The organism is Cupriavidus sp. 09_S30 (assembly GCF_056930435.1).
The window spans coordinates 3,095,765-3,116,270 of record NZ_JBXOWI010000001.1; the positions used below are offsets into that span (position 1 = coordinate 3,095,765).

17 protein-coding genes are annotated in these 20,506 nt (G+C 70.0%); 12 read left to right on the top strand and 5 right to left on the bottom strand.

Annotation, left to right across the window (positions count from 1 at the left end; all coding sequences use genetic code 11):
* The first annotated feature begins 6 nt into the window (after nt 1-6).
* The 4 genes from AC1Z3O_RS14555 to AC1Z3O_RS14570 are packed head-to-tail and all read left to right on the top strand — an operon-like array spanning nt 7 to nt 3,737.
* A complete protein-coding gene (locus AC1Z3O_RS14555) occupies nt 7-735 on the top strand; it encodes a paraquat-inducible protein A (RefSeq protein WP_483516411.1) in 729 nt (242 codons plus the stop codon).
* Entirely contained in the window at nt 732-1,454 is a 723-nt protein-coding gene (locus AC1Z3O_RS14560; RefSeq protein ID WP_483516412.1) for a paraquat-inducible protein A, read from the top strand. The genes AC1Z3O_RS14555 and AC1Z3O_RS14560 overlap by 4 nt, the downstream gene beginning before the upstream one ends.
* Nucleotides 1,447-3,090, top strand: a complete 1,644-nt coding sequence (locus tag AC1Z3O_RS14565) for a PqiB family protein (protein WP_483516413.1) — start codon at nt 1,447-1,449, stop codon at nt 3,088-3,090. Before AC1Z3O_RS14560 ends, AC1Z3O_RS14565 begins: the two co-directional genes overlap by 8 nt.
* Entirely contained in the window at nt 3,090-3,737 is a 648-nt protein-coding gene (locus AC1Z3O_RS14570; protein WP_483516414.1) for a PqiC family protein, read from the top strand. Before AC1Z3O_RS14565 ends, AC1Z3O_RS14570 begins: the two co-directional genes overlap by 1 nt.
* Nucleotides 3,738-3,750: 13 nt before the next feature.
* On the opposite strand, the gene AC1Z3O_RS14575 is transcribed toward AC1Z3O_RS14570, so the two are convergent.
* From AC1Z3O_RS14575 to AC1Z3O_RS14585, 3 genes are all read right to left on the bottom strand, one after another.
* Nucleotides 3,751-4,293, bottom strand: a complete 543-nt coding sequence (locus AC1Z3O_RS14575) for a nucleoside 2-deoxyribosyltransferase (protein WP_483516415.1) — start codon at nt 4,291-4,293, stop codon at nt 3,751-3,753.
* Between the two features lie 79 nt (nt 4,294-4,372).
* Nucleotides 4,373-5,173, bottom strand: coding sequence for a TetR/AcrR family transcriptional regulator (locus AC1Z3O_RS14580; RefSeq protein ID WP_483516416.1), 801 nt, complete (start codon nt 5,171-5,173; stop codon nt 4,373-4,375).
* A gap of 111 nt (nt 5,174-5,284) precedes the next feature.
* Nucleotides 5,285-6,628: an MFS transporter gene (locus AC1Z3O_RS14585; RefSeq protein WP_483516417.1), complete on the bottom strand. Its 1,344-nt coding sequence runs from the start codon at nt 6,626-6,628 to the stop codon at nt 5,285-5,287.
* A gap of 382 nt (nt 6,629-7,010) precedes the next feature.
* Between AC1Z3O_RS14585 and AC1Z3O_RS14590 the strand changes: the two genes are divergently transcribed.
* From AC1Z3O_RS14590 to AC1Z3O_RS14620, 7 genes are all read left to right on the top strand, one after another.
* The gene (locus tag AC1Z3O_RS14590; protein WP_483517609.1) at nt 7,011-8,288 is read left to right on the top strand and encodes an alkyl sulfatase dimerization domain-containing protein; all 1,278 of its coding nucleotides are present in this window, start codon (nt 7,011-7,013) and stop codon (nt 8,286-8,288) included.
* A gap of 104 nt (nt 8,289-8,392) precedes the next feature.
* Nucleotides 8,393-10,519 (top strand): acetate--CoA ligase family protein, encoded by a 2,127-nt coding sequence (locus AC1Z3O_RS14595; protein WP_483516418.1) that lies wholly within the window; start codon nt 8,393-8,395, stop codon nt 10,517-10,519.
* A 127-nt stretch (nt 10,520-10,646) separates the two neighbouring features.
* Complete coding sequence (locus AC1Z3O_RS14600; RefSeq protein WP_483516419.1) at nt 10,647-11,666, top strand: Bug family tripartite tricarboxylate transporter substrate binding protein; 1,020 nt, start codon at nt 10,647-10,649, stop codon at nt 11,664-11,666.
* A 49-nt stretch (nt 11,667-11,715) separates the two neighbouring features.
* Nucleotides 11,716-13,017, top strand: a complete 1,302-nt coding sequence (locus tag AC1Z3O_RS14605; protein ID WP_483516420.1) for a DUF1254 domain-containing protein — start codon at nt 11,716-11,718, stop codon at nt 13,015-13,017.
* 652 nt (nt 13,018-13,669) lie between these two features.
* A complete protein-coding gene (locus AC1Z3O_RS14610) occupies nt 13,670-14,920 on the top strand; it encodes a DUF1835 domain-containing protein (protein WP_483516421.1) in 1,251 nt (416 codons plus the stop codon).
* Between the two features lie 115 nt (nt 14,921-15,035).
* A complete protein-coding gene (locus AC1Z3O_RS14615) occupies nt 15,036-15,977 on the top strand; it encodes a 2-hydroxyacid dehydrogenase (protein ID WP_483516422.1) in 942 nt (313 codons plus the stop codon).
* A gap of 176 nt (nt 15,978-16,153) precedes the next feature.
* A complete protein-coding gene (locus AC1Z3O_RS14620; RefSeq protein WP_483516423.1) occupies nt 16,154-16,348 on the top strand; it encodes a DUF1059 domain-containing protein in 195 nt (64 codons plus the stop codon).
* Between the two features lie 72 nt (nt 16,349-16,420).
* Here the strand turns inward: AC1Z3O_RS14620 and AC1Z3O_RS14625 are convergent, their stop codons facing one another.
* On the bottom strand, nt 16,421-17,275 hold the full coding sequence (locus tag AC1Z3O_RS14625) for a tetratricopeptide repeat protein (RefSeq protein WP_483516424.1): 855 nt from the start codon (nt 17,273-17,275) through the stop codon (nt 16,421-16,423).
* Complete coding sequence (locus AC1Z3O_RS14630; protein ID WP_483516425.1) at nt 17,268-19,355, bottom strand: bifunctional 2',3'-cyclic-nucleotide 2'-phosphodiesterase/3'-nucleotidase; 2,088 nt, start codon at nt 19,353-19,355, stop codon at nt 17,268-17,270. Before AC1Z3O_RS14630 ends, AC1Z3O_RS14625 begins: the two co-directional genes overlap by 8 nt.
* A 333-nt stretch (nt 19,356-19,688) precedes the next feature.
* Here AC1Z3O_RS14630 and modA point away from each other — a divergent pair, with 333 nt between their 5' ends.
* Nucleotides 19,689-20,474, top strand: coding sequence for a molybdate ABC transporter substrate-binding protein (gene modA, locus AC1Z3O_RS14635; protein WP_483516426.1), 786 nt, complete (start codon nt 19,689-19,691; stop codon nt 20,472-20,474).
* The last annotated feature ends 32 nt before the right edge of the window (nt 20,475-20,506 follow it).

Here is a 20,506-nt window from a genome sequence, read left to right on the forward strand (position 1 = left end):
ACCCCCATGGACTCCCATCCGGCAGCGCCCTCTTCCGACACCCCCGCTGGCCGGCCGGCGGCGGAGGCCGCGCCCGCCACGCACGCGCTGTCCGCCGAAGACCTGGCCGCGCTGTCCGCCGACGGCACCACCGACCGCCTGATCGCCTGCCACCACTGCGACGCCGTCTACCGCCGCACCGCCCTCGGCCCCGGCGAGCGCGCGAGCTGCCTGCGCTGCGGCGGGCAGCTCTATCGTGACAGCAGCAAGGCCTACCGCCGCCAGCTCCCGCTGACGCTGACCGCGCTGATCCTGTTCGCGATCTCCAACGCCTATCCGATCGTGGCGATGGACCTGCAGGGCGTGCGTACGGAGACCACGCTGTGGGGCGCGGTGCAGGCGCTGTATGCCGACCAGCAGCCGCTGGTGGCCTTCGCCGTATTCGCCACCACCATCCTGTTCCCGCTCACCGAGCTGCTGATGATGTGCTACCTGCTGGTCCCGATGACGCAGCACCGCATGCCGGCGGGATTCGAGCGCATCGTGCGCGGCATCTGCCAGACCCGTCCGTGGGGCATGATCGAGGTCTTCATGATCGGCGTGCTGGTGACGCTGGTGAAGCTCTCGACCATGGCCGAGGTGCTGCCCGGCGTCGCGCTGTGGTCCTTCGGCGCGCTCGTGGTGGTGCTGGCGACGCTGCTGTCCTTCGATCCGCGCGACCTGTGGCAGAACCTGGAGGAGGCCTCCAAGCCATGAAGCCCGCATCCGGCACCCGCTCCCGGCTGCAGCGCTCGCGCAAGATCGCGGCCGACGTGGTGGCCGACATCACCGACGACGATGAACGCACCCCGCTGGCCCAGGTGCCCACTGCGCGCGCGCTCGGCCTGCTGTCCTGCCATTCCTGCACGGGCGTGAGCCCGATCGCCCTGGAGGGGCAGCCCTGCCCGCGTTGCGGCGCCAGGCTGCACCAGCGCAAGCCCGAAAGCCTGCTGCGCGCCTGGGCCTTCCTGCTGGCGGCCTACATCCTCTACATTCCGGCCAACCTGCTGCCGGTGATGGTCACCCAGACCCTGCTCGGCACGCAGCGCGACACCATCTACTCCGGTGTGGTCTATCTCTGGCTGTCCGGCTCCCACCTGCTGGCCATGGTGGTGCTGACCGCCAGCATCGTGGTGCCGATGCTGAAGATGGTGATCCTGACCTTCCTGCTGCTGTCGGTGCATTTGCGCTCCACCTGGCGCATCCGGCAGCGGACCAAGCTGTTTGCACTGGTGGAAGTGATCGGCCGCTGGTCCATGCTCGACGTATTCGTGGTCGCGCTGCTCGCCTCGCTGGTGCGGGCCGGCGCGCTGGCCACCATCATTCCCGGCGGTGGCGCCCTGGCCTTCGCCTCGGTGGTGGTGCTGACGATGCTGGCTTCGCTCAGCTTCGACCCCCGCCTGTTGTGGGATTCGCTGGAAAACAAAGATGCCTGACGACAAGGAACACACGCCCCCTACCCCGCCGGGTCCGCCGGGCCTGCCCGAACCCGCGCGCAAGCGCCGCACACGCTGGCTGCCCTCGCTGGTCTGGCTGATCCCCATCGTGGCCGCCGTGGTCGGCATCACGCTGCTGGTGCATACGCTGACCTCGCGCGGGCCGGAGATCGCCGTCACCTTCCGCACCGCGGAGGGACTGACGCCGGGCAAGACCGCCGTGCGCTACAAGGACGTCGACATCGGCCTGCTCAAGTCGGTGCGCCTGGCCTCCGACCGCTCGCACGTCATCGCCGACATCGAGCTGACCAAGGATGCGGAGAACTTCGCCGTCAAGGACACGCGCTTCTGGGTGGTGCGGCCGCGCTTCGCCATCAGCGGCGTCTCGGGGCTCGAAACGCTGCTGTCCGGTGCCTATATCGGCGTGGATGCCGGCAAGTCCGAAGAGCAAGTGCGCCGGTTCACCGGCCTGGAGGCCCCGCCCGTGGTCACCACTGACTCATCCGGCAAGCAGTTCGTGCTGCGCGCCGCCGACCTGGGCTCGCTGGACATCGGTTCGCCGGTCTATTACCGGCGCGTGCAGGTGGGCCAGGTGGTGGCATTCCAGCTGGCCCCCAGCGGCCGCGACATCACGCTGCGCGTCTTCGTCAACAAACCCTATGACAAGTTCGTCACCGCCGACACGCGCTTCTGGCACGCCAGCGGCGTCGACCTGAAGCTGGATGCCAACGGCCTGAAGCTGTCCACGCAATCGCTGGTGACCGTGCTGCTGGGCGGCGTGGCCTTCCAGGAACCCGAGCATTCTCCAGCCACCCAGCCGGCGGCGGAGAACACCCAGTTCCTGCTCTCCGCCGACCAGTCCGAGGCGATGAAGGAGCCCGAGGACCTGGCGCCCACGCTGGCTGTGCTGAACTTTGACCAGTCGGTGCGCGGGCTGGCCCCGGGCGCGCCGGTCGACTTCCGCGGCGTGGTGGTGGGCCAGGTGCGCTCGATCGGCATCGAGTACCTGCGCGAGAAGAAGGCCTTCCGCCTGCCGGTGGTGGTGGAGTTCTACCCCTCGCGCATGGGCTTCCGCCAGCGCGACCTGCGCGACGACAAGATCTCGCAGGACATCGTCAAGGGCCTGGTCAAGCGCGGCCTGCGCGCCCAGCTGCGCACCGGCAACCTGCTGACCGGCCAGCTCTACGTGGCGCTGGACTTCTTCCCCAAGGCGCCGCCGGCCGTGTTCGATGCGAACGCCACCATGCCCGAGCTGCCCACCACGGCGGGCACCTTCGATGAGCTGCAGGCCCAGATCGGTGACATCGTCGCCAAGATCGACAAGATCCCGTTCGAGCAGATCGGCAAGGACCTGCGCACCACCATGGCCTCGCTGAACAAGATGATGGACAACGCCGACAAGCTGGTGGCACAGCTCAACGGCGACGTGGCGCCGCAGGTCACCGCCGCGCTGCAGGATGCGCGCAAGACGCTGAACTCCGCCAACAGCGCGCTCGCCTCCGATGCGCCGTTGCAGCAGGACACGCGCCGCATGCTGCAGGAGCTGACCCGCACCGCGGCGTCGCTGCGCGCGCTGACCGACTACCTCGAACGCCACCCTGAAGCGCTGCTGCGCGGCAAATCGGAGAATCCGTGATGATCCGCCTTCCTACCGTCGCAACCCGCCGGGGCCTGCTGGCCGCCGGCGCCGCCTTGGCCGCCGCGGCCCTGCTGGCAGGCTGCGCGTCGTCGTCGGAACCGCGCTACTACACACTGGCACCGGGAGCAGACGATAGCGCCGCCGCAACCGCTCCGCAGGCATCCGTGCCCGCAAGCGCGCCTGTCTGGATCGAGGTGTCCCCGGTGCGGGTGCCTGAACGGCTGAACCGCGTCGAGCTGGTGGTGGGCGACGACGGCACGGGCAGCGGCGACAGCCGCCTGCGCCGGCTGGATCAGGCGCGCTGGTCGGCCCCGCTGCCGGACGAGCTGCGCGATGCGCTGTCGCAGCGGCTGCAGGCCGCACTGGGCGCGCAGGACACCTACCGGCAGGGCCTCTCGGGCGTGGAGCCGGTCTATCGCGTCACCACCGACGTGGTGCGCCTGGACGCGGCGCCCGGCGGCCAGGCCAGCGCCGTGATCAACTGGTCGGTGCGGCGCCTGCCCGACGGCAAGCTGGCCACCGGCCAGACCCGCGCCGACCTGCCCGCAGGCAGCGGCGTGGACGGTGTGGTGGCAGCCTACCGGCAGATCCTGTCCACCGCCGCGGCGGACATTGCCGGCGGCGTGCGTACGCTGCAGCGCTGAGGCCGGGACGCGCCTAGCCGGCCGCGCTGGCCGAGGGGGAGGAGGAGGAAGATGAAGCGGCGGCGGCCCGCGCGATGGCCTGCAGGCATTCGCGCGCGCCCCCCTGCACCATGCGCGCGGCGCACGCCAGCATCAGGTTCTTGCCCAGGCCGAAGTCTTCCACCACATAGCCGCGCGCATCGAGGCCGCGGCCCTGCGCGTCGGTCACCACTGCCACCCGGTCCAGCAGCGTGCCGGGATCGGTGCTGTAGCCCCACACCGGCTTGCCGAGCGCGACCGCATAACCCACTTCGAAGGCAGTCCCGGCATCGGGCTCGCCCGGGCCGCGGAAATCGTCCAGGTTCGCCATCACCATGTCTGCGCGCTCGATCAGGGCGAGGTTCTGCTGATAGATCCATTGCGCCGCCGCAGGCCCCGACAGGCCCGCTGGCAAGGCGTTGTCGAGCGGATACAGGCCTTCGCATCCGTAAGTGGCGCACAGCGCCTTGAGCGCTTCGCCGTGGGCGACGGCGTCGCGGCGGAAGACGTCGAAGCCGGCGAGATAGATTGTTGGCATCTTGCGGTTCCCTGGCATCCAGGTGGAAGGGCGTGGTCTGCGCCGCCCCACGGCGGCGCGCTATGGCACTGCCCGGCGCTCAGGCCTGGCGGCTCTTGCCGCTGCGCCAGACTCGGCGCCCCTTGCTGACCGGCGCGGTCAGCGCGGCGGTGCAGTAGTCCGCCAGGTCGGCCACGGGCGGCTGGGCCGGTGCGCCATCCGATTGCTGGCACCACTGCGCCAGCGCATACACCACGCTCTGATTGAACCACTGCTGGCGATGCTGCAGCACCTTGCGCGGGATATCCGGCAGCGCGTCGGCAATCAGGCGCCGCGCCCGCTTAAAGCCCGAAATGGCGTCGGGATCGATCATCTCGTTGTTGAGCAGGCTCGGACTGAAGGTGGCCTGTGCCAGCACCTTTACATAACGCGCGCCCCAGGGCGTATCGCAGATGGTGTCCGCCAGCGCGCTGATCGAGGCCTCGACGATGGTGCGCACATCGCCGCCCAGGCCGGCCGCCTCGACCTCATCGAGATAGCGGTTGCGCAGCGCGTTGACATGGCCGAGGCGCAGGTTCAGCAGATGGCTGACCAGCGCCTCGCGCGAGCCGAAGTGATAGTGCAGCGCAGAGCGGTTGCGCTGGCCGGCCTCGACCACGATCTGGCGCAGCGGCACCAGTTCTACACCATGCTCGGCGAACAGGCGCTCGGCGATCTCCAGCATGCGCCGCGCGGTTTCGTTCTCGAGCGGATTGCCACCCGCCGAGCCTCCCTGGCTGCCGGGCTCACCGGCCTGCGCGGATGGCACGCTCTCCAGGGCGGCCCTGCGTACGGCCGGCTTGTCCAGCACGGACGCATCGGCCAGCACCGAGGCGATGGAACGGTTGCGGACACGGCTCATCTGCGAATACCCCATAAGCTAATACGGCGGATTATGGTGGCAAGGTCCTCATGCAATCAAGTCAGCACATGCAAGTCAGCACAAGCGCCAGTGCGGGCAGCCAGCCATGGCTCAGCCGCGCAAGCGCCGGATGGTCCGCTCCGGATGCTGGCCGATCAGGCCGATCACGCAACCGGCCACCATCACCACGCCGCATACGGCGAAGCCTAGTTCGAAGCCATGGGCCGGGCCAGCATGAGCCTGGGCCTGTACCAGCCGGCCCATCACCACCGGCGCAATGGCGCCGGCGCTGGTGGCCACCGCCGTGCTCAGCGCGATGATGGCGCTGCGCTGGGCATCGGGCACGATCTCGCCGAGAATCGCCGGCCCCAGGGCAAAGGCGATCGGCGGCAGCGTCGCAGACACGGCCAGCAAGGCGACCTTGCCTGCCGGCGGCAGTGGCAGCACCGGCAACAGCAACAGCACCACGCCCCCGATTCCCACGCACACGCAGCCGAACACCACGCGCGCAGTGCGCGACGATGCCCCGCGGCGCAGCATCCGTTGCGAACACCAGCTCAAGCCCATGCTGACCGGCACCCCTGCCGCCACGATGATGGCGAACATGCGCCCGGCGGCGGCGGCGTCGAAGCCCAACCCCCGCTCCAGGTAGGACGGCAGCCACGTCAGCGCGAGCGCCAGGCCCCAGTAGGCGGCGAAGCCGGTGAGGAAGCCGCACAGCACGGTGGCATCGGTCAGCAGCTTGCGATACGGCACGCGCCGCGGCGCCAGCGCAGGCTCGCCGCCGGCCTTGGGCGGCTCGGTGCGCAGCGTGCCCTCGCGCCCGCAAAGCAGCCAGCCGAGGGCCCACAGCAAGGACGTCGCGCCCAGCACGACGAAGTTGGCGCGCCAACCCCAATGGCGGGTGATCAGCGGCACCATCAGGCCCGCCAGCAGCAGGCCGATAGTGGCGCCCTGGTTGATCAGCGAGACGGGCAGGTTGCGCTTCTCGTGCGGAAACCACTTGTACAGCGCATGGACCGACACCGGGAAGCCAGGTCCCTCGCCGGCACCGAGGATCACGCGCGACAGCAGCAGCGCCGTCGCGCTGGTGGCCAGCGCCACCGGCATCTGCACCACCGACCACAGCAGCGCCATCGCCAGCAGCAGCCAGCGCGCCGGCACTCTGTTGCCGATGAAGCCGACCACCGCCGCCGACAGCGAGAACAGCCAGAAGAAGCTGCCCGCGACGACACCGAACTCGGTGGGGGTGAGCTGCAGGTCGTGCATCAGGGGCACGGCGACCATGCCCAGCACCACCTTGTCGAGGAAGTTGATGGCCGATAGGGCCGTCAGCCAGCTGGCGATGGCCCAGGCCTTGCGCGGCTGGTAGACGCCCTCGGCGGCGGCCGGTGCGCCATGCGCATCGGCCCGTGTGATGCCTTGCGGCGGTGAAGTCGTCAGCGTGTCTGCCATCTTCCTGCACTCCCTGATCCGTGCTGCCGGCAGCGATGCCGGCGGTCCGCCCGCCGCGCGTGTTGCCGCGGGCGCCTGCCTGCTGCTGCTCCCCTGCCTGTTCCCATCCGGTGGCGACATGACTGGCCTTCGCCGCCACATGTGGAATTAATCTCAGGGATTAGCTAATCGACTGTAGAACCTCGCCCTCGTTACGCACACTGGGGTTTTCCCCGGCATCGGCCGGGCACCCTCGGCAGGACGGGGGCCGGCGGGCGGAGCGGTCCGCCGCGCACTCCCGCCACGCCGCCATCGTGCTTGACAATGCAAGCCCATCCATTAAATTAATCCCAATGCTTAATCTAATGTATTAAAAATCAGGAGACAAAGGATGGCAGGAGAGATGGCAGACGGACGCAATGAAGGCGGGCGCAAGGCAGCCAAGGAACGCACTCCGCTGGAGAGCGGCAGCGGCATCGAGGTGGTAGCGGACGGCGTCTGGCTGCTGCGGGGCCAGGGACAGAGCTTCGTGGCCGAGATCGACGAGGGGCTGGTGGTGGTGGACGCCGGCCCGGGCGGCCGCGTCACGGCGGGCATGATCGAGCACCTGCGCGAGGTCAGCACGCGGCCGGTGGTGGCGCTGTGCTACAGCCACGGCCACGTGGGCTACAACGCGGGCGTGCCGCTGTGGCTGGAAGATGCCGCACAGCGCGGCCATGCGCGGCCGCGTCTTATCGCCCATGCCAACGTGCCTGCCCGCTACGCGCGCTACCGCAAGACCGAGGGCCTGCAGAACCGCATCAATGCCCTGCAGTTCCGCCGCAATCCGGACCAGACCGCCGGCATGCTGCGCCTGCACGATCCCGACCAGACCTATGCCGAGCAGCTCGTGCTCGGCAGCGGCGCGCGCCGCGTCCACCTGCTGTGGGCGCCGTCCGAGACCGATGACGTGACCGCGCTCTGGGTACCAGCTGCGCGTGTGCTCTACGGCAGTGCGGCGGTGATCGACTCCATTCCCAATATCGGCACGCCCTTCCGCACCATGCGCGACACGCTGCGCTGGGCCGGCACGCTGGAACGGCTGGCGGACCTGCGCCCGCTCAAGGTCGTGCGCGAGTTCGGCCCGCTGATCGAGGGCGAGGACGAGGTGCAGCGCGTGCTGGGTCATACCGCCGGCGCGCTGCGCTGGCTGCACGCCGAGGTGCTGCGCCTGATGAACGAGGGCCGCGGCGAACGCGAGCTGCTGGCCGAGATCACCTTCCCGCCCGAATGGTTCGACGTGCCCTGGATGCGCCCGACCTACGGCGATCCCTCCTATATCGTGCGCGACATCTACCGTTCGGAAAACGGCTGGTGGGACCGCAACCCGACCAGCCTGCACCCGGCGCCGCCCGATGCCGCCGCTGCGGCGCTGGCCGCCGCCATCACGGACAAGGCCGCGCTGATCCGCCATGCCGAGGCGCTCGCCGCGCGCGGCAAGCACCAGCTCGCGCTGCATGTGATCGACGCGCTGGCCACCGCGCCCGGCGACTCTCCGGAGCTGGCGCAGGCGCGCCGCCTCAAGGCTGCCTGGCTGCGCGAACGCGCCGCCCAGGTGCGCAGCTATGTGTCGCGCAGCATCTACCTGGGCTGCGCCGACCGCATCGAAGACGGCAGCGCCGCCGCTTTCGGCATGCGCTGAGCGGCCGCCGCTGTGGAGCGGGTGCGCCTGCGCGTGCCCGGCCCGCTGCCTCCCTGCTTCCCTGCTTCCTGACCCGAAACGGCGCCGCCCCCCGCCGACACCCGATGACCGACAACACCACCCCTGCCTCCCTCGACAGCTTCTTCTCGCCGCGCAGCATCGCCATCGTCGGCGCCTCGGCCACGCCCGGCAAGATCGGCGCGATCCCGCTGCGCTACCAGCTCGAATGCGGCTACCAGGGCAAGGTCTACCCCATCAACCCCGCCCGCGCCGAAGTGCAGGGCGTGCCCACCTGGCCCGCGCTGGGCGCGGTGGACGCGCCCATCGACCTGGCCGTCTTCGCCGTGCCGTCCGCCCAGGTGGACGGCGCACTGGACGACGCCATCGCCGCGGACGTTCGCAATATCGTGCTGTTCTCCGCCGGCTATGCCGAGGTGGGCGCCGGCGGCGCGGCCATGCAGCAGCGGCTGGCCGACAAGGCGCGCGCGGCCGGCATCCGCCTGCTCGGGCCGAACTGCCTGGGCTTTATGAACGTGGCCCAGGACGTCTACGCCACCTTCTCGCCGGTGGTGGGCGCCGGCAAGGCGCGCGCCGGCGGCATCGCCATCGTCAGCCAGAGCGGCGCCTTCGGCGCCTATGCCTATGCACTGGCGCGCGAGCGCGGCCTGGGGCTGTCGTGGTGGGCCACCACCGGCAACGAGGCCGACATCCAGGTGGCCGACTGCATAGCATGGCTGGCCACCGACCCGGCCACGCGCGTGATCCTGGCCTATCTCGAAGGCTGCCGCGATGGCGAGCGGCTCAAGGCGGCGCTGGCGCTGGCGCGCGCGCATGGCAAGCCGGTGGTGGCGGTGAAGGTGGGGCGGACCAGCCTGGGCGCCGCTGCCGCGGCCTCGCACACGGCCTCGCTGGCGGGCGACGACGCTGTCTACGATGCCTTGTTCCGCCAGTACGGCGTGTGGCGCGCGCACAGCATCGAGGAATTCTTCAGCATCGGCTACGCGCTCTCCGTGGGCCGGCTGCCGCCCAACGACAAGCTCGGCCTGCTGACCGTCTCCGGTGGCGTGGGCGCGCTGATGGCGGACGATGCCGCCGATGCCGGCCTGGACGTGGCGCCCATGCCCGAGGCGGCGCAGCGCTGGCTGACCGAGCGCGTGCCCTTCGCGGCGCCGCGCAACCCGGTCGACGTGACCGGCCAGGTCACGTCCGATCCCAGCCTGCTCGACGACACCGCGCAGGTGATGCTGCGCGATGGCGGCTACGGCAGCTTGCTGGTCTTTCTCGCCGCCGGCGGCCTGGCGCCGTCGATGGCGCCGGTGCAGACCCGGATTGCAGCTGCGCTGCGCGCGGCCTGGCCGGACCGGCTGATCGTCTTCAGTACCTTGTCCCATGCGCCGCTGCGCGCCGAACTGGATGCGCTGGGCTGCCCCAGCTTCGAGGAGCCCGGCCGCGCGGTGCGCGTGGTGGCCGCGCTCAACCATTTCCGCCGCGTGCTGGACGGCGACATTCCGGCCGCCCCCGCAGCCGACGATGCCTTGCCAGCACTGGCCCTGCCACCCGGCACACTCAACGAGGCCGACTCGATGGCGCTGCTGCGCGCGCACGACATCCCCTGCGCGCCCTCCCGCGTAGCGGGCGATGCCGACGCCGCCGTGGCCGCGGCGCAGGCGCTGGGCTATCCGGTGGTGCTCAAGGTGCTGTCGCGCGACGTCCTGCACAAGAGCGACATCGGCGGCGTGGCGCTGGCGCTGGCCGACGACGAGGCCGTGCGCGCCGCCTGCGCGCGGCTGCAGGAGAACCTAGCGCGCCACGCGCCGCAGGCCGCGCGCGAGGGCTTCCTGGTGGCGCGCATGGCCGCGCGCGGCGGCGTCGAATGCATCCTCGGCGCGCACCGTGACCCGGTGCTCGGGCCGGTGGTGATGTTCGGGCTCGGCGGCGTCAACGTGGAAGTATTCAAGGACGTCAGCTTCCGCCTGGCGCCGGTGGACCGCGCCGGCGCGCGCGCGATGATCGACTCTCTGCGGGCGGCGCCGCTGCTGCATGGTTACCGCGGCCAGCCGCCGGCCGACCTCGATGCGCTGGCCGACACCATCTCCGCGCTGTCGCGCCTGGCCGCGGCGGCGGACGGCTCGCTAGCGTCGATCGACGTCAATCCGCTGGTGGTCTATCCGCAGGGCCAGGGCGTGCTCGCGCTCGACGCGGTGGTGACCGGCACGGCGCCGCCCGCCTGAGCACGCACAGGCGGATCGGCACGGCACGGTCCCGCTGGGACCGCCGCGCCGGGGCGATCCGCCGTCCCCGGCCCCCTACCACGCAGCCGGCGATACAGCCGGCACGTCCATTCCAGAGGAGACAAGCATGCACGCCCGACCCGAACCAATGCACCCCGCGCGCCGCGGCCGCCGCACCCTGCTTGCCGCCAGCGCGGCGCTCACGCTGGCTGCGGTGCTTTGCAGCGGCAGCGCCGCCGCCGACGAAGCCTGGCCCACGCGCCCGATCCGCCTGGTGGTGGCCTCCGGCGCCGGCAGCGGCACCGACATCTTCGCGCGCCTGTTCGCCGAGCACCTGGGCAAGGTGCTCAAGCAGCCGCTGGTGGTCGACAACAAACCCGGCGCCACCGGGATCATCGGCAACACCGCAGTCGCCAAGGCCAAGCCGGACGGCTACACCCTGCTGTTCACCTACGCCGCCTCGGTGGTGATCAACGCCACCTTGCAGCCGACGATGCCCTATGACGCGCTCAAGGACCTGACCCCGGTGGCGCAGGTCGGCTCGGGCGGCAACCTGCTGGTGGTATCGCCGAACCTGCCCGTGCATGACATCAAGGAACTGGTCGCCTACGTGCGCGGCCAGCCCGATGGCCTCGACTATGCGTCCTGGGGCGTGGGCTCGGGCGGCCACCTGACCATGGAAGCCCTGAAGGCCCAGTCCGGCATGAAGCTGCGCCACGTGCCCTACAAGACCGTGTCGCAGATTCTCACCGACTTGCAGGGCGGCGTGATCCGCATCGCCTTTGTCGACACCAGCTCGCCGCTGCCGATGATCCAGGCCGGCAAGCTGCGCCCCATCGCGGTGAGCGGCACGCGGCGTGCGCCGGCGCTGCCGACCCTACCCACCATGACCGAGCAGGGCTATCCCTTCCACGCTGATAGCTGGTACGGGCTGTTCGCGCCGGCCGGCACGCCGGCGCCCATCGTGCAGCGCCTGAATGCCGAGATCAACCAGGCCATGTCCTCGCCGGCGCTGCGCGAACGCTTCCTCAGCTACAACATGGGCACGCCGCCGCTCAAGACACCCCAGCAGTTCGCCGACACCGTGCGCGCCGACGTGCGCATGTGGGGCGACGTGATCCGCACGGCCAACGTCAAGCCCGAGTGATTTTGCATCCTTCACCGCTCCACTCCATTACCCGACACGAGGTGTACCCATGAGCGACAACTCCACCCTGCACGCACGCATCCGCGATGCGCTGGTCTACAGCTTCCCCGTCCACGACGTGGCCCAGACGCGCTGGCAATTCACGCAGAATCCGGACAACCACACGCAGCGCGGCGCGCCGCCCAATGTGCTGCACCACAATCGCAGGCTGCTGAACCACCGGGCACGCACGGTCACCATGCCCAACAACGACACGCTGTACTCGATCGCCTGGCTGGACCTGTCCGGCGGGCCGCTGCTGCTGTCGCTGCCCGAGATGCACGACCGCTACTACAGCTTCGCCTTCCTCGACATCTTCACCAACAACGCCGCCTGCATCGGCCGGCGCACCACCGGCACGGCGGCCGTCACCTTCCTGCTGGCCGGGCCCGGCTGGCAGGGCGAGGCCCCCGCCGGCACCCGGCTGCTGCGCTTGCCGAGCCATGACATCTGGATGCTGGGCCGCGTGCTGGTCGACGGCGAAGACGACCTGCCCACCGTGCACGCGCTGCAGGATGCGATGTGCCTCGCCCCGCTGGACGCCGGCAGCGCGCCCAGGCTGCTGCAGACGCAGCCCGACGAGCGTTCGCCCGAGCGCTACCTGGAGCTGGTCAACGAGGTGATGGGCCGCAACCCCGTGCCCGCGCACGAACAGGCGCTGGTGGCCAGCTACGCCGACCTCGGCCTGCGCCCCGGCGTGCGCGGCGCCTGGCAGGCGCTGGACCCCGCCGTGCGCCAGGCCTGGACGGAGACGCACGCCGCCAACCTGCATGACCTGCGCAAGGCCCCGCCGGGCACGTCCTACCGCAGCGGCCGCGGCGGCAGCTGGTCCGCGGGCGTAGACCACCTCGGCAACTTCGGCAACGACTACGCCTATCGCGCCTTCGTCTCGCTAGTGGGCCTGGGCGCGCTGGAGCGCGAGGAAGCCATCTATTTCACGGCACTGACCGATGGCAAGGGCGAGCCGCTCGACGGCGCGCACCGCTACCGGCTGGCGATCCCCGCCGACATGCAGGTGGATGCCTTCTGGTCGCTGACGATGTACGAGTTCGCTCCCGACGGCCGGCGCTTCTTCACCGACAATTCGCTGCAACGCTATGCGCTCGGCGACCGCACGCCCGGCCTGGTGCGCCGTGCCGACGGCGCCTTCGACATCTGGCTGCAGCAGAACGCGCCGGACAGCGCCGAAGAACGCGCCAACTGGCTGCCGGCGCCGGCCGGGCGCTTCTCCCTGGCGCTGCGCTTCTACCAGCCGCGGCGCGCGCTGTTGGACCGCAGCTTTGATATGCCGGAGGTGGAGCGGTTGGACTGAGGGGGAAGATGGCGGGCAGGCTGGTGCTTCCATGCCGGGTGACGGCGTTGGCAGGCACAACACGCCGACGCCTGCGTGCTTTCGCGCGTGGTGCGTGGCATCGCGCCTGCACAGGCCTGCCCTCTCCCCCGGCCCCTCTCCCGCAAGCGGGAGAGGGGAGCAAACCGGCGTGGCGGCGAAACCCAGCGTGCCAGCCGAAGCCGAAGCCGAAGCCGAAGCCGAAGCCGAAGCCGAAGCCGAAGCCGAAGCCGAAGCCGAAGCCGAAGCCGAAGCCAACAGGATGCGCCAACACCAATCGCCAAACATAGTGTCTTGGCTCCCTCTCCCCTCATGGGGAGAGGGTTGGGGAGAGGGGTGGTCTAGCAAGGCGCCACGCACAACGAAGCCGTCGGTGTGATCCAGCATGACGAGGCCGCGACGAAGCCATCGGTGCTGTCCAGCGCGTCGCCAGCGCTCCCCCGCGCGCGAAAAAGAAGAGAACGCACACGGCAGGCCCGCGCATTCACCCAGCACCCACCATCCATGTAGAATGCCGCATGGCGTTCTTCCACGCCTCCCGTCCGCGGAAAGGGCTGCGCCCAGGTTTCAGATCACCGCGCATTCACATGCGACTCCCGGCCAAGCAGCGGACACGGCCGACGCAGGAGATCGTATGCCCGGCAATTCCCGCCCCTCGGCCCGTCACGGCCATATCAACCTCGAGCAGCAACGCAAGCGCAGCAAGGAATTGCTGGCGCGACTGAAAGACGGTTCCGCCCCTGCGGAGCGCGCCATCCTCGAGCGCCAGACCACCTTCTCCGGCACGCCCCGGCTGGCGGACGCACAGTGGCTGATCGCGCGCGAGCTTGGCTTCGCGAGTTGGCCGAAACTCAAGGCGCATGTCGATGCCGTCGACTTCGCCGCCTGCCACCCCCGCTTTACCGCCGACGACGAAGCCAGCACCCGGCACTGGCGCTGCGGCAACGACATCGCGCACAGCCTGCGCCTCGCCGGCTTCCGGGGCGAGTTCCACATGTTCGCGGACCCGCTGTGCATGGGACCGGTGCCGGACCTGCCCGAGGCGGAGTTCATCGAGGTGCGCAGCCGCTTCGTCAGCAGGACCTTCGACATTGCGCTCGGCGACGCCCGCGCCCGCATGCAGGGCGAGTACGGGGACCTGGCCCGGCTGTCCCAGGCTGCGCGCGCTGTGCTCTGGTGCGATGCCGATGCCTACGACCAGCTCTTCCTGATCGCCGTGCTGGCACGGCTGGAGACACCGCCCGAGGTCCTGGAGCTGATCGAGGTCGGCGGTGTGCCGGGCGTCGAACGCTTCGTCGGCATCGGCCAGTTCGCGCCCGAGGTGCTCGCCTGGCTGTGGCCGCAGCGGCGACGCCTGGGGGCGGATGCGCTGGCACTCGCGCGCGAGGCGTGGCAGGCCTATCGTGCCGCCTCGCCGCAGGCCTGGGCCGCGCTTGCCTTCAGCGAAACCCGCGCGCTGCCCTTCCTGGCACCGGCGTTGCGCCGCCAGTTGCAGGAACTGCCTTCCCTGCGCGACGGCCTGTCCCTGAGCGAGCGTCTGCTGCTGCAGATCACCAGCGAACTGGAGCAGCCCACCTTGGGCCAGGTCTTTGCCGAACTGACGCAGCGCCGCGAGCCGCTGCCCTTCCTGGGCGACGGGATGTTCCACGCGCTGGCGCGCGCACTGATCGATGCGCCGAAGCCGCTGATACGGGAGACCGATACCCAGCCCGACTGGCCGCGCCGGCCGCTGGAGCTGACCGCGCTCGGGCGCCAGGTGCTCGAAGGCAAAGCCTACTGGCTCGACCACGCTGGTGCCGAACGCTGGGTCGGTGGCGTCCATCTCGTCCCAGGCCAGCCGCATTGGGCCCTCGATGACCAGTTCGTGCCGCACTGGCGGCGCTAGGCCGCCTGCGCGCGGCAGGCATCTGCGCTACCATTTCCTGCCGCAGCGCGGCCGTCACCGGGTGGCGGCCATCCGCTGGTTCCACCCCGGCATCCACTTCTTTCGCTGATCTCCCATGTCCAACAACGCCATCCTCCAGGTCGGCCCGCTGGCGCCGCAACTCAACGAACAACTGCAGCAGAAACATCACGCCACCGCGTTGTGGCAGCAGGCCGACGCCCAGGCATGGCTGCGCGAGCACGGCCAGGCGGTGCGTGTGGTGGTGACCTCGGCGCGCCACGGCTGCGGCGCCGAGCTGATCGCGGCGCTGCCGCGGCTGGAAGCCATCGTCAGCTTCGGCGTGGGCTACGACACCATCGCGGTGGATGCGGCGCGTGCACGTGGCATCGTGGTCAGCAATACGCCCGATGTGCTCAACGACTGCGTGGCGGACCTGGCTTTCGGCCTGCTGCTGGACACGGCGCGCGGCATCGCTCACGGCGACCGGTTCGTGCGCGCCGGCAACTGGCTGCAGGGTGCCTTCCCGCTGACCAGGCGCGTGTCCGGCAAGAAGCTGGGCATCCTCGGCCTGGGCCGCATCGGCGAGAAGGTGGCGCAGCGCGGCGCCGGCTTCGACATGGAGATCGCGTACCACAACCGCAGCCCGCGCGCCGGCGCGCCGTGGCGCTTCGAGCCAGACCTGCTGGCGCTGGCGGAGTGGGCGGATTTCCTGGCCGTCACCTGCGTGGGCGGCCCGCAGACGGAGGGATTGGTGTCGCGCGCGGTGATCGAGGCGCTGGGCCCCAAGGGCATCCTCGTCAATGTCGCGCGCGGCAGCGTGGTGGATGAAGCCGCGCTGGTGGACGCGCTGCGCGCGGGCCGGCTCGGCGGCGCGGGGCTCGACGTGTTCCGCGACGAACCCCGTGTTCCGGAGGCCCTGCTGGGCCTCCACAATGTGGTGCTGGCTCCGCACATGGCCAGCGGCACGCATGAGACACGCGCCGCCATGTCGGCTCTGGTGCTGGAAAACCTGGCCGCATTCCTGGCCACCGGCAAGCTGGTGACGCCGGTCGCCTGAGCGGCACGCGGGCCCACGCCCCGCCCTATACTGGATTAGCCGCCGGCCGCCAGGGCCGGCGCGCATCCAACGCCAGTCTTGCAGGAGGAGCCGAATCCGCGGATGCCGCGCAGCCGGCCTCCGCGCCGGGGCCGCCCGGCCCCGTCCCGACAAACCATGCGCGCCAGGAGGCAACCATGGGACGCAAGTACATCGACTGCCGCGAGTTTCCCAGCGAATCCAAGTGCACCGTCGCGCTCAGCGCCGACACCGAGGATGAACTGCTGGAGGCCGCGGTACAGCATGCGGTGCAGGTCCACCAGCACCAGGACACGCCTGAACTGCGCAGCCAGCTCAAGGCCTGCTTCAAGGACGGCACGCCGCCGGCTTGAATGGCGGTGGCCAGACTCACGTGGCGCCGCGGGGCCGGCAGGCCCGGCACCGCGGATGCCTCCGCGCTCCGCTCAGGGCGCCAGCGCGGGATGCCGCAGCGCGTGCGCGGCCTCGGCCAGGTGGGAGCGGAAGCTGCGTTCATCGCGCGCCAGCCCCAGCTCGCCATCGCGGTAGGCCATGGCCAGCGCCTGGATCGATTCCGGATGTTCGCGCTCGGCCGCTTCCTCGTACCAGGCCAGCGCTTGCGCGGGATCGCGCGGCACGCCGGCGCCTTCGCGATAGGCATTGCCCAGCATGAACATGGCGTGCGCCACGCCACCCTTGGCCGCCACCGTGAACCATCGCGCCGCCAGCGCGGGATCGGCCTCGCGGCCGTAGCCGCCGCGGTACAGCAACCCCAGGTAGTAGGCAGCGCCGGCATCTCCTGCGTCGGCGGCAATGCGCAGGTGCGACCAGGCCTGCGCCGCGTCCGTGCCGGCACCGGCCGGCACGCCGAGCAGCGCCGCCTTGCCCAGCAGGAAGTGCGCCCGTACATCACCGGCGGCCGCCGCCTGCTGCAGCCAGCGGCGCCCTTCGGCAAGGGCGGACGGGTCGGCGCTGTCCACACGGTCCCATAGGGCCTCGCCCAGCGTAGTCTGCGCGGCGGTCTCGCCGCGCCCGGCGGCGTCGCGCAAGGCCGCCAGCGCCTGCGCGTCGCCGGCCGGACCGGCCAGCGTGCGCAGCTCGGCGAGCTGCACGCGCCGTGCATCCTGCCGCGCCTCCTGGTGGCGGTGCCAGGCCTCGGCCCCGACCACGCCGGCGGCGGCAACCGCCACCGCCGCCAGCACGGCGGCCATCAGCGGATGCCGCCAACCGGTACCGCGCCGGGACAAGCCCGGCGCGGCGCCTGCCGGCACGAAGCCGGCGCGCAGGCTGCGCTCAGCCATTGCTGAGGTCCACCACGTAGCGCGACAGGTTCTTGCCCGAACCGTCATCGGCCTGGTCCAGCGAGATATTGCCCAGGCCGGCGGCCTGCGCCTGCGCGAGCTGGCCCGGTGCCGAGCTGAACACCACCTTGCCGGCCGTGGTCACCTTGGTGAAGCGCCAGCTGCGGGCGCTGCCGTTGGTCGCACGCGTGATCGAACCGGCCTTCTTGATGTAGGAGATCAGCACGTCGCGGTTGGCGTCCGGCGAGGCGTAGACAGTCTTGCTGCCGTCCAGTCCGGGGAAGTTGCCGCCGCCGCTGGCGCGGTAGTTGTTGGTGGCCACGATGAACTGCTGGCTGGCCGTCAACGGCGCGCCCTTGTAGGTCAGGTTCTTGATGCGGCTGCCCACCGGCTGGGTCACGTCGATCTCGTACTGCAGATCGGGCGTGGTGAACATGTCGAAGTTATAGCCGGGGAAGCTGCTGATCAGCTGCTGGTCGGCAGTGGCGGTGGTGCTGATCTGGTTGAAGCGCTTGGCGGCGGTCTCCAGCCAGGCCTTGACGTCATCGCCGTTGACCTTCACCGCGTAGACGGTGTTCGGGTACAGGTAGAGGTCGGCAGCATTGTTGATGGCCAGGTTGCCGGCCTGCACGTCGGTGTAGTCGTTGCCGCCGCCGAAGCCGCTCTTGAACGGCGCGGACACCGACAGCACGGGCAGCGAGGCCAGCGCCGGCAGGTTGGCGGCGATGTAGTCCTTCACGTAGGCGGCCTGCGCCTGGTTGACGATCTGGATCGCGCCCGGATCGCCGACATCCGCGAAGTAGCTGTTCATGCGGTAGTCGGTGGTGCCGATCGGCGTCTTCACGTAGGTGATGGTGGCCTGGTGCTCGGCCTCCACCTTGGCAGCGACGGCGGCGTCGGCGGCCACATAGGTCTTGTCCGCATTCTGGGTCGAACGTGCCTCGACCTTGGTGGCGCTGGTGTCCACCACCCAGCGCGTGCCGTTGTGGGCCATCTGCAGCTTGATCACGCCGAGGTGCTTGCCCCAGTAGTTGGCCATCACCGTTGGCACGCCGTTGACCGTGCCCTTGACCTTGTCCACGCCCGGCAGGTTGAACTGCGGCACGGTGCTGTTGGCATCCGGGAAGATCTGGTGCGAGTGGCCGATCAGCATGGCATCGACGCCGGCCACCTTGGACAGGTGCCAGCTGCCGTTCTCCATGTCGGGCGCATAGGCCGAGGAATCGAGGCCGCCGTGCGAGATCACCACCACCAGGTCGGCACCCTTGGCGCGCATCTCGGGCACGAACTGCTCGGCCGCTTCCTTGACGCCGACGGTGTACACCTTGCCATCCAGCCAGCGCTTGTCCCAGCTCATGATGGCCGGCGGCGCGAAGCCGATGATGCCGATCTTGACCGGCACGTTGACGGCCTTGCCATCCGGGCCGGTGGCGCTGACCTGCTTGGTGATGATGGTGTACGGATTGAACAGCGGCTTGCGCGTCTTGACGCTGTAGACGTTGGCCAGCACCTGCGGGAATTTCGGGCCAGCGCAGGCGGTCTGCGAGGCTGGATCGGGCAGGCCTTCGACGTTGAACTTGTTGCCGGTGACCTGGTTCAGATAGGCCAGGCCGTAGTTGAACTCATGGTTGCCGATGCCGCCGCCGTCGAAGCCGGCGTCGTTCATGACCTTGTACATGGCCAGCGTGTCGCCGCACTTGATCGGGTTGACCTGGGCCTGGTAGTCGGCCAGCGCGGTGCCCTGGATGGTGTCGCCGTTGTCCAGCAGCACGGTATTGGGAAACTCGGCGCGCGCCTGCTTGATCAGTGTGGAGACCCGCTCAAAGCCGAGCGAGCTGTCGTCAGCCAGCTTGAAGTAGTCGTAGCTGCGCACATTGGTGTGCAGGTCGGTGGTCTCCAGCAGGGCCAGCGTGGCCTTGGTGCCGGAGGCCACGGCAGGCTGGCTGCCGCCCCCGTTGCCGCCGTTGCCGCCGCCGTTGCCTGCGTTGGCGGGGCTGTCATCGGAGCCGCAGGCCGCGAGCGTGGCCGCGGCCGCCGCCAGCACCGCGAGGCGGACGAACTTGTACTGAACATCGGACATCTAAGAGCTCCCTTCTTTGTTTTGTGCTCGGAGCCCCGCATTCTGGGCAGCGCCTGTGGCAGACGTTTTGCAATCCGATGACATGACCATGACGGCGGGGGGTCAGCTTGTCATGTCGAGGCGACAGGCAGAGGGGATGTGCGAGTCAGCCTTTTTCCTGCTCTTTTCCTGCCTCATTGCCGCCGCGTGATGCCGGTCTTGTGCCGCGCCGGATGGACGCCCGCCGCCCCCAGCCTTACCATTGACCTACGTTATATACGGCTATATATTGCGCCTGAGACGCCGCTTTTCTTGTCGGCGGCCTGCCCTTCGCCCAGCCCTCCGAAACGACACATGTCTATCCGCCTGTCCCGCCCCGCCCGCCGTCCGCTGCGCGCCGCCTGCGTCGCGGCGCTGTCCGCCCTCGCCGTTGCCGCCGCGCCTGCGCAGGCCGCGGACTTGGTGGTCTCGGCCGCGGCCAGCCTGACCAACGCCTTCAAGACGCTGGCCGAGTCCTATGAGCGCGCCCATCCGGACACCAAGGTGCTGCTCAACTTCGGGGCCTCCGATGTGCTGATGCAGCAGATCATCAAGGGCGCGCCGGCCGATGTGTTCGCCTCGGCCGACCAGACCGCCATGGACAAGGCCGAGGCCGAGCGCGTGGTGCAGGCCGGCACGCGCCGCGACTTCGCCGCCAACCACGTGGTGATGATCGTGCCGGCCGACAGCAAGCTGAAGCTGGAGACGCTGCAGGACCTGGCCCGTCCGGAGGTCAAGCGCGTCGCCTTCGGCAATCCGGCCTCGGTGCCGGTGGGCCGCTACACCAAGGGGGCGCTGGAGGCCGCGGGCCTGTGGGACGCCGTCTCGGCCAAGGGCGTGCTGGCGCAGAACGTGCGCCAGAGCCTGGACTACGTCGCGCGCGGCGAGGTCGAGGCGGGCTTCGTCTTCGCCACCGACGCCGCGATCCTGCCCGACAAGGTGAAGGTGGCGCTGCGCGTGCCCTCGCGCACACCGGTCACTTATCCGATCGCTGTCACCGCGCAGACGAAGCAGCCGGCGCAAGCCGCAGCGTTCGTCGACTATGTGCTGTCGCCGGCGGGCCAGGCGGTGCTGGCCAAGTACGGCTTTCACAAACCCTGACCCGACTGACGGGTCGCCGAACGACCGGACTT

What these genes read in the sequence shown, in the direction of transcription:
- AC1Z3O_RS14555 (WP_483516411.1), top strand. Translation starts at nt 7, where the DNA reads ATGGACTCCCATCCGGCAGCGCCCTCTTCCGACACCCCCGCTGGCCGG.
- AC1Z3O_RS14560 (WP_483516412.1), top strand. Translation starts at nt 732, where the DNA reads ATGAAGCCCGCATCCGGCACCCGCTCCCGGCTGCAGCGCTCGCGCAAG.
- AC1Z3O_RS14565 (WP_483516413.1), top strand. Translation starts at nt 1,447, where the DNA reads ATGCCTGACGACAAGGAACACACGCCCCCTACCCCGCCGGGTCCGCCG.
- AC1Z3O_RS14570 (WP_483516414.1), top strand. Translation starts at nt 3,090, where the DNA reads ATGATCCGCCTTCCTACCGTCGCAACCCGCCGGGGCCTGCTGGCCGCC.
- AC1Z3O_RS14575 (WP_483516415.1), bottom strand. Translation starts at nt 4,293, where the DNA reads ATGCCAACAATCTATCTCGCCGGCTTCGACGTCTTCCGCCGCGACGCC.
- AC1Z3O_RS14580 (WP_483516416.1), bottom strand. Translation starts at nt 5,173, where the DNA reads ATGAGCCGTGTCCGCAACCGTTCCATCGCCTCGGTGCTGGCCGATGCG.
- AC1Z3O_RS14585 (WP_483516417.1), bottom strand. Translation starts at nt 6,628, where the DNA reads ATGGCAGACACGCTGACGACTTCACCGCCGCAAGGCATCACACGGGCC.
- AC1Z3O_RS14590 (WP_483517609.1), top strand. Translation starts at nt 7,011, where the DNA reads ATGGCAGACGGACGCAATGAAGGCGGGCGCAAGGCAGCCAAGGAACGC.
- AC1Z3O_RS14595 (WP_483516418.1), top strand. Translation starts at nt 8,393, where the DNA reads ATGACCGACAACACCACCCCTGCCTCCCTCGACAGCTTCTTCTCGCCG.
- AC1Z3O_RS14600 (WP_483516419.1), top strand. Translation starts at nt 10,647, where the DNA reads ATGCACGCCCGACCCGAACCAATGCACCCCGCGCGCCGCGGCCGCCGC.
- AC1Z3O_RS14605 (WP_483516420.1), top strand. Translation starts at nt 11,716, where the DNA reads ATGAGCGACAACTCCACCCTGCACGCACGCATCCGCGATGCGCTGGTC.
- AC1Z3O_RS14610 (WP_483516421.1), top strand. Translation starts at nt 13,670, where the DNA reads ATGCCCGGCAATTCCCGCCCCTCGGCCCGTCACGGCCATATCAACCTC.
- AC1Z3O_RS14615 (WP_483516422.1), top strand. Translation starts at nt 15,036, where the DNA reads ATGTCCAACAACGCCATCCTCCAGGTCGGCCCGCTGGCGCCGCAACTC.
- AC1Z3O_RS14620 (WP_483516423.1), top strand. Translation starts at nt 16,154, where the DNA reads ATGGGACGCAAGTACATCGACTGCCGCGAGTTTCCCAGCGAATCCAAG.
- AC1Z3O_RS14625 (WP_483516424.1), bottom strand. Translation starts at nt 17,275, where the DNA reads ATGGCTGAGCGCAGCCTGCGCGCCGGCTTCGTGCCGGCAGGCGCCGCG.
- AC1Z3O_RS14630 (WP_483516425.1), bottom strand. Translation starts at nt 19,355, where the DNA reads ATGTCCGATGTTCAGTACAAGTTCGTCCGCCTCGCGGTGCTGGCGGCG.
- modA (WP_483516426.1), top strand. Translation starts at nt 19,689, where the DNA reads ATGTCTATCCGCCTGTCCCGCCCCGCCCGCCGTCCGCTGCGCGCCGCC.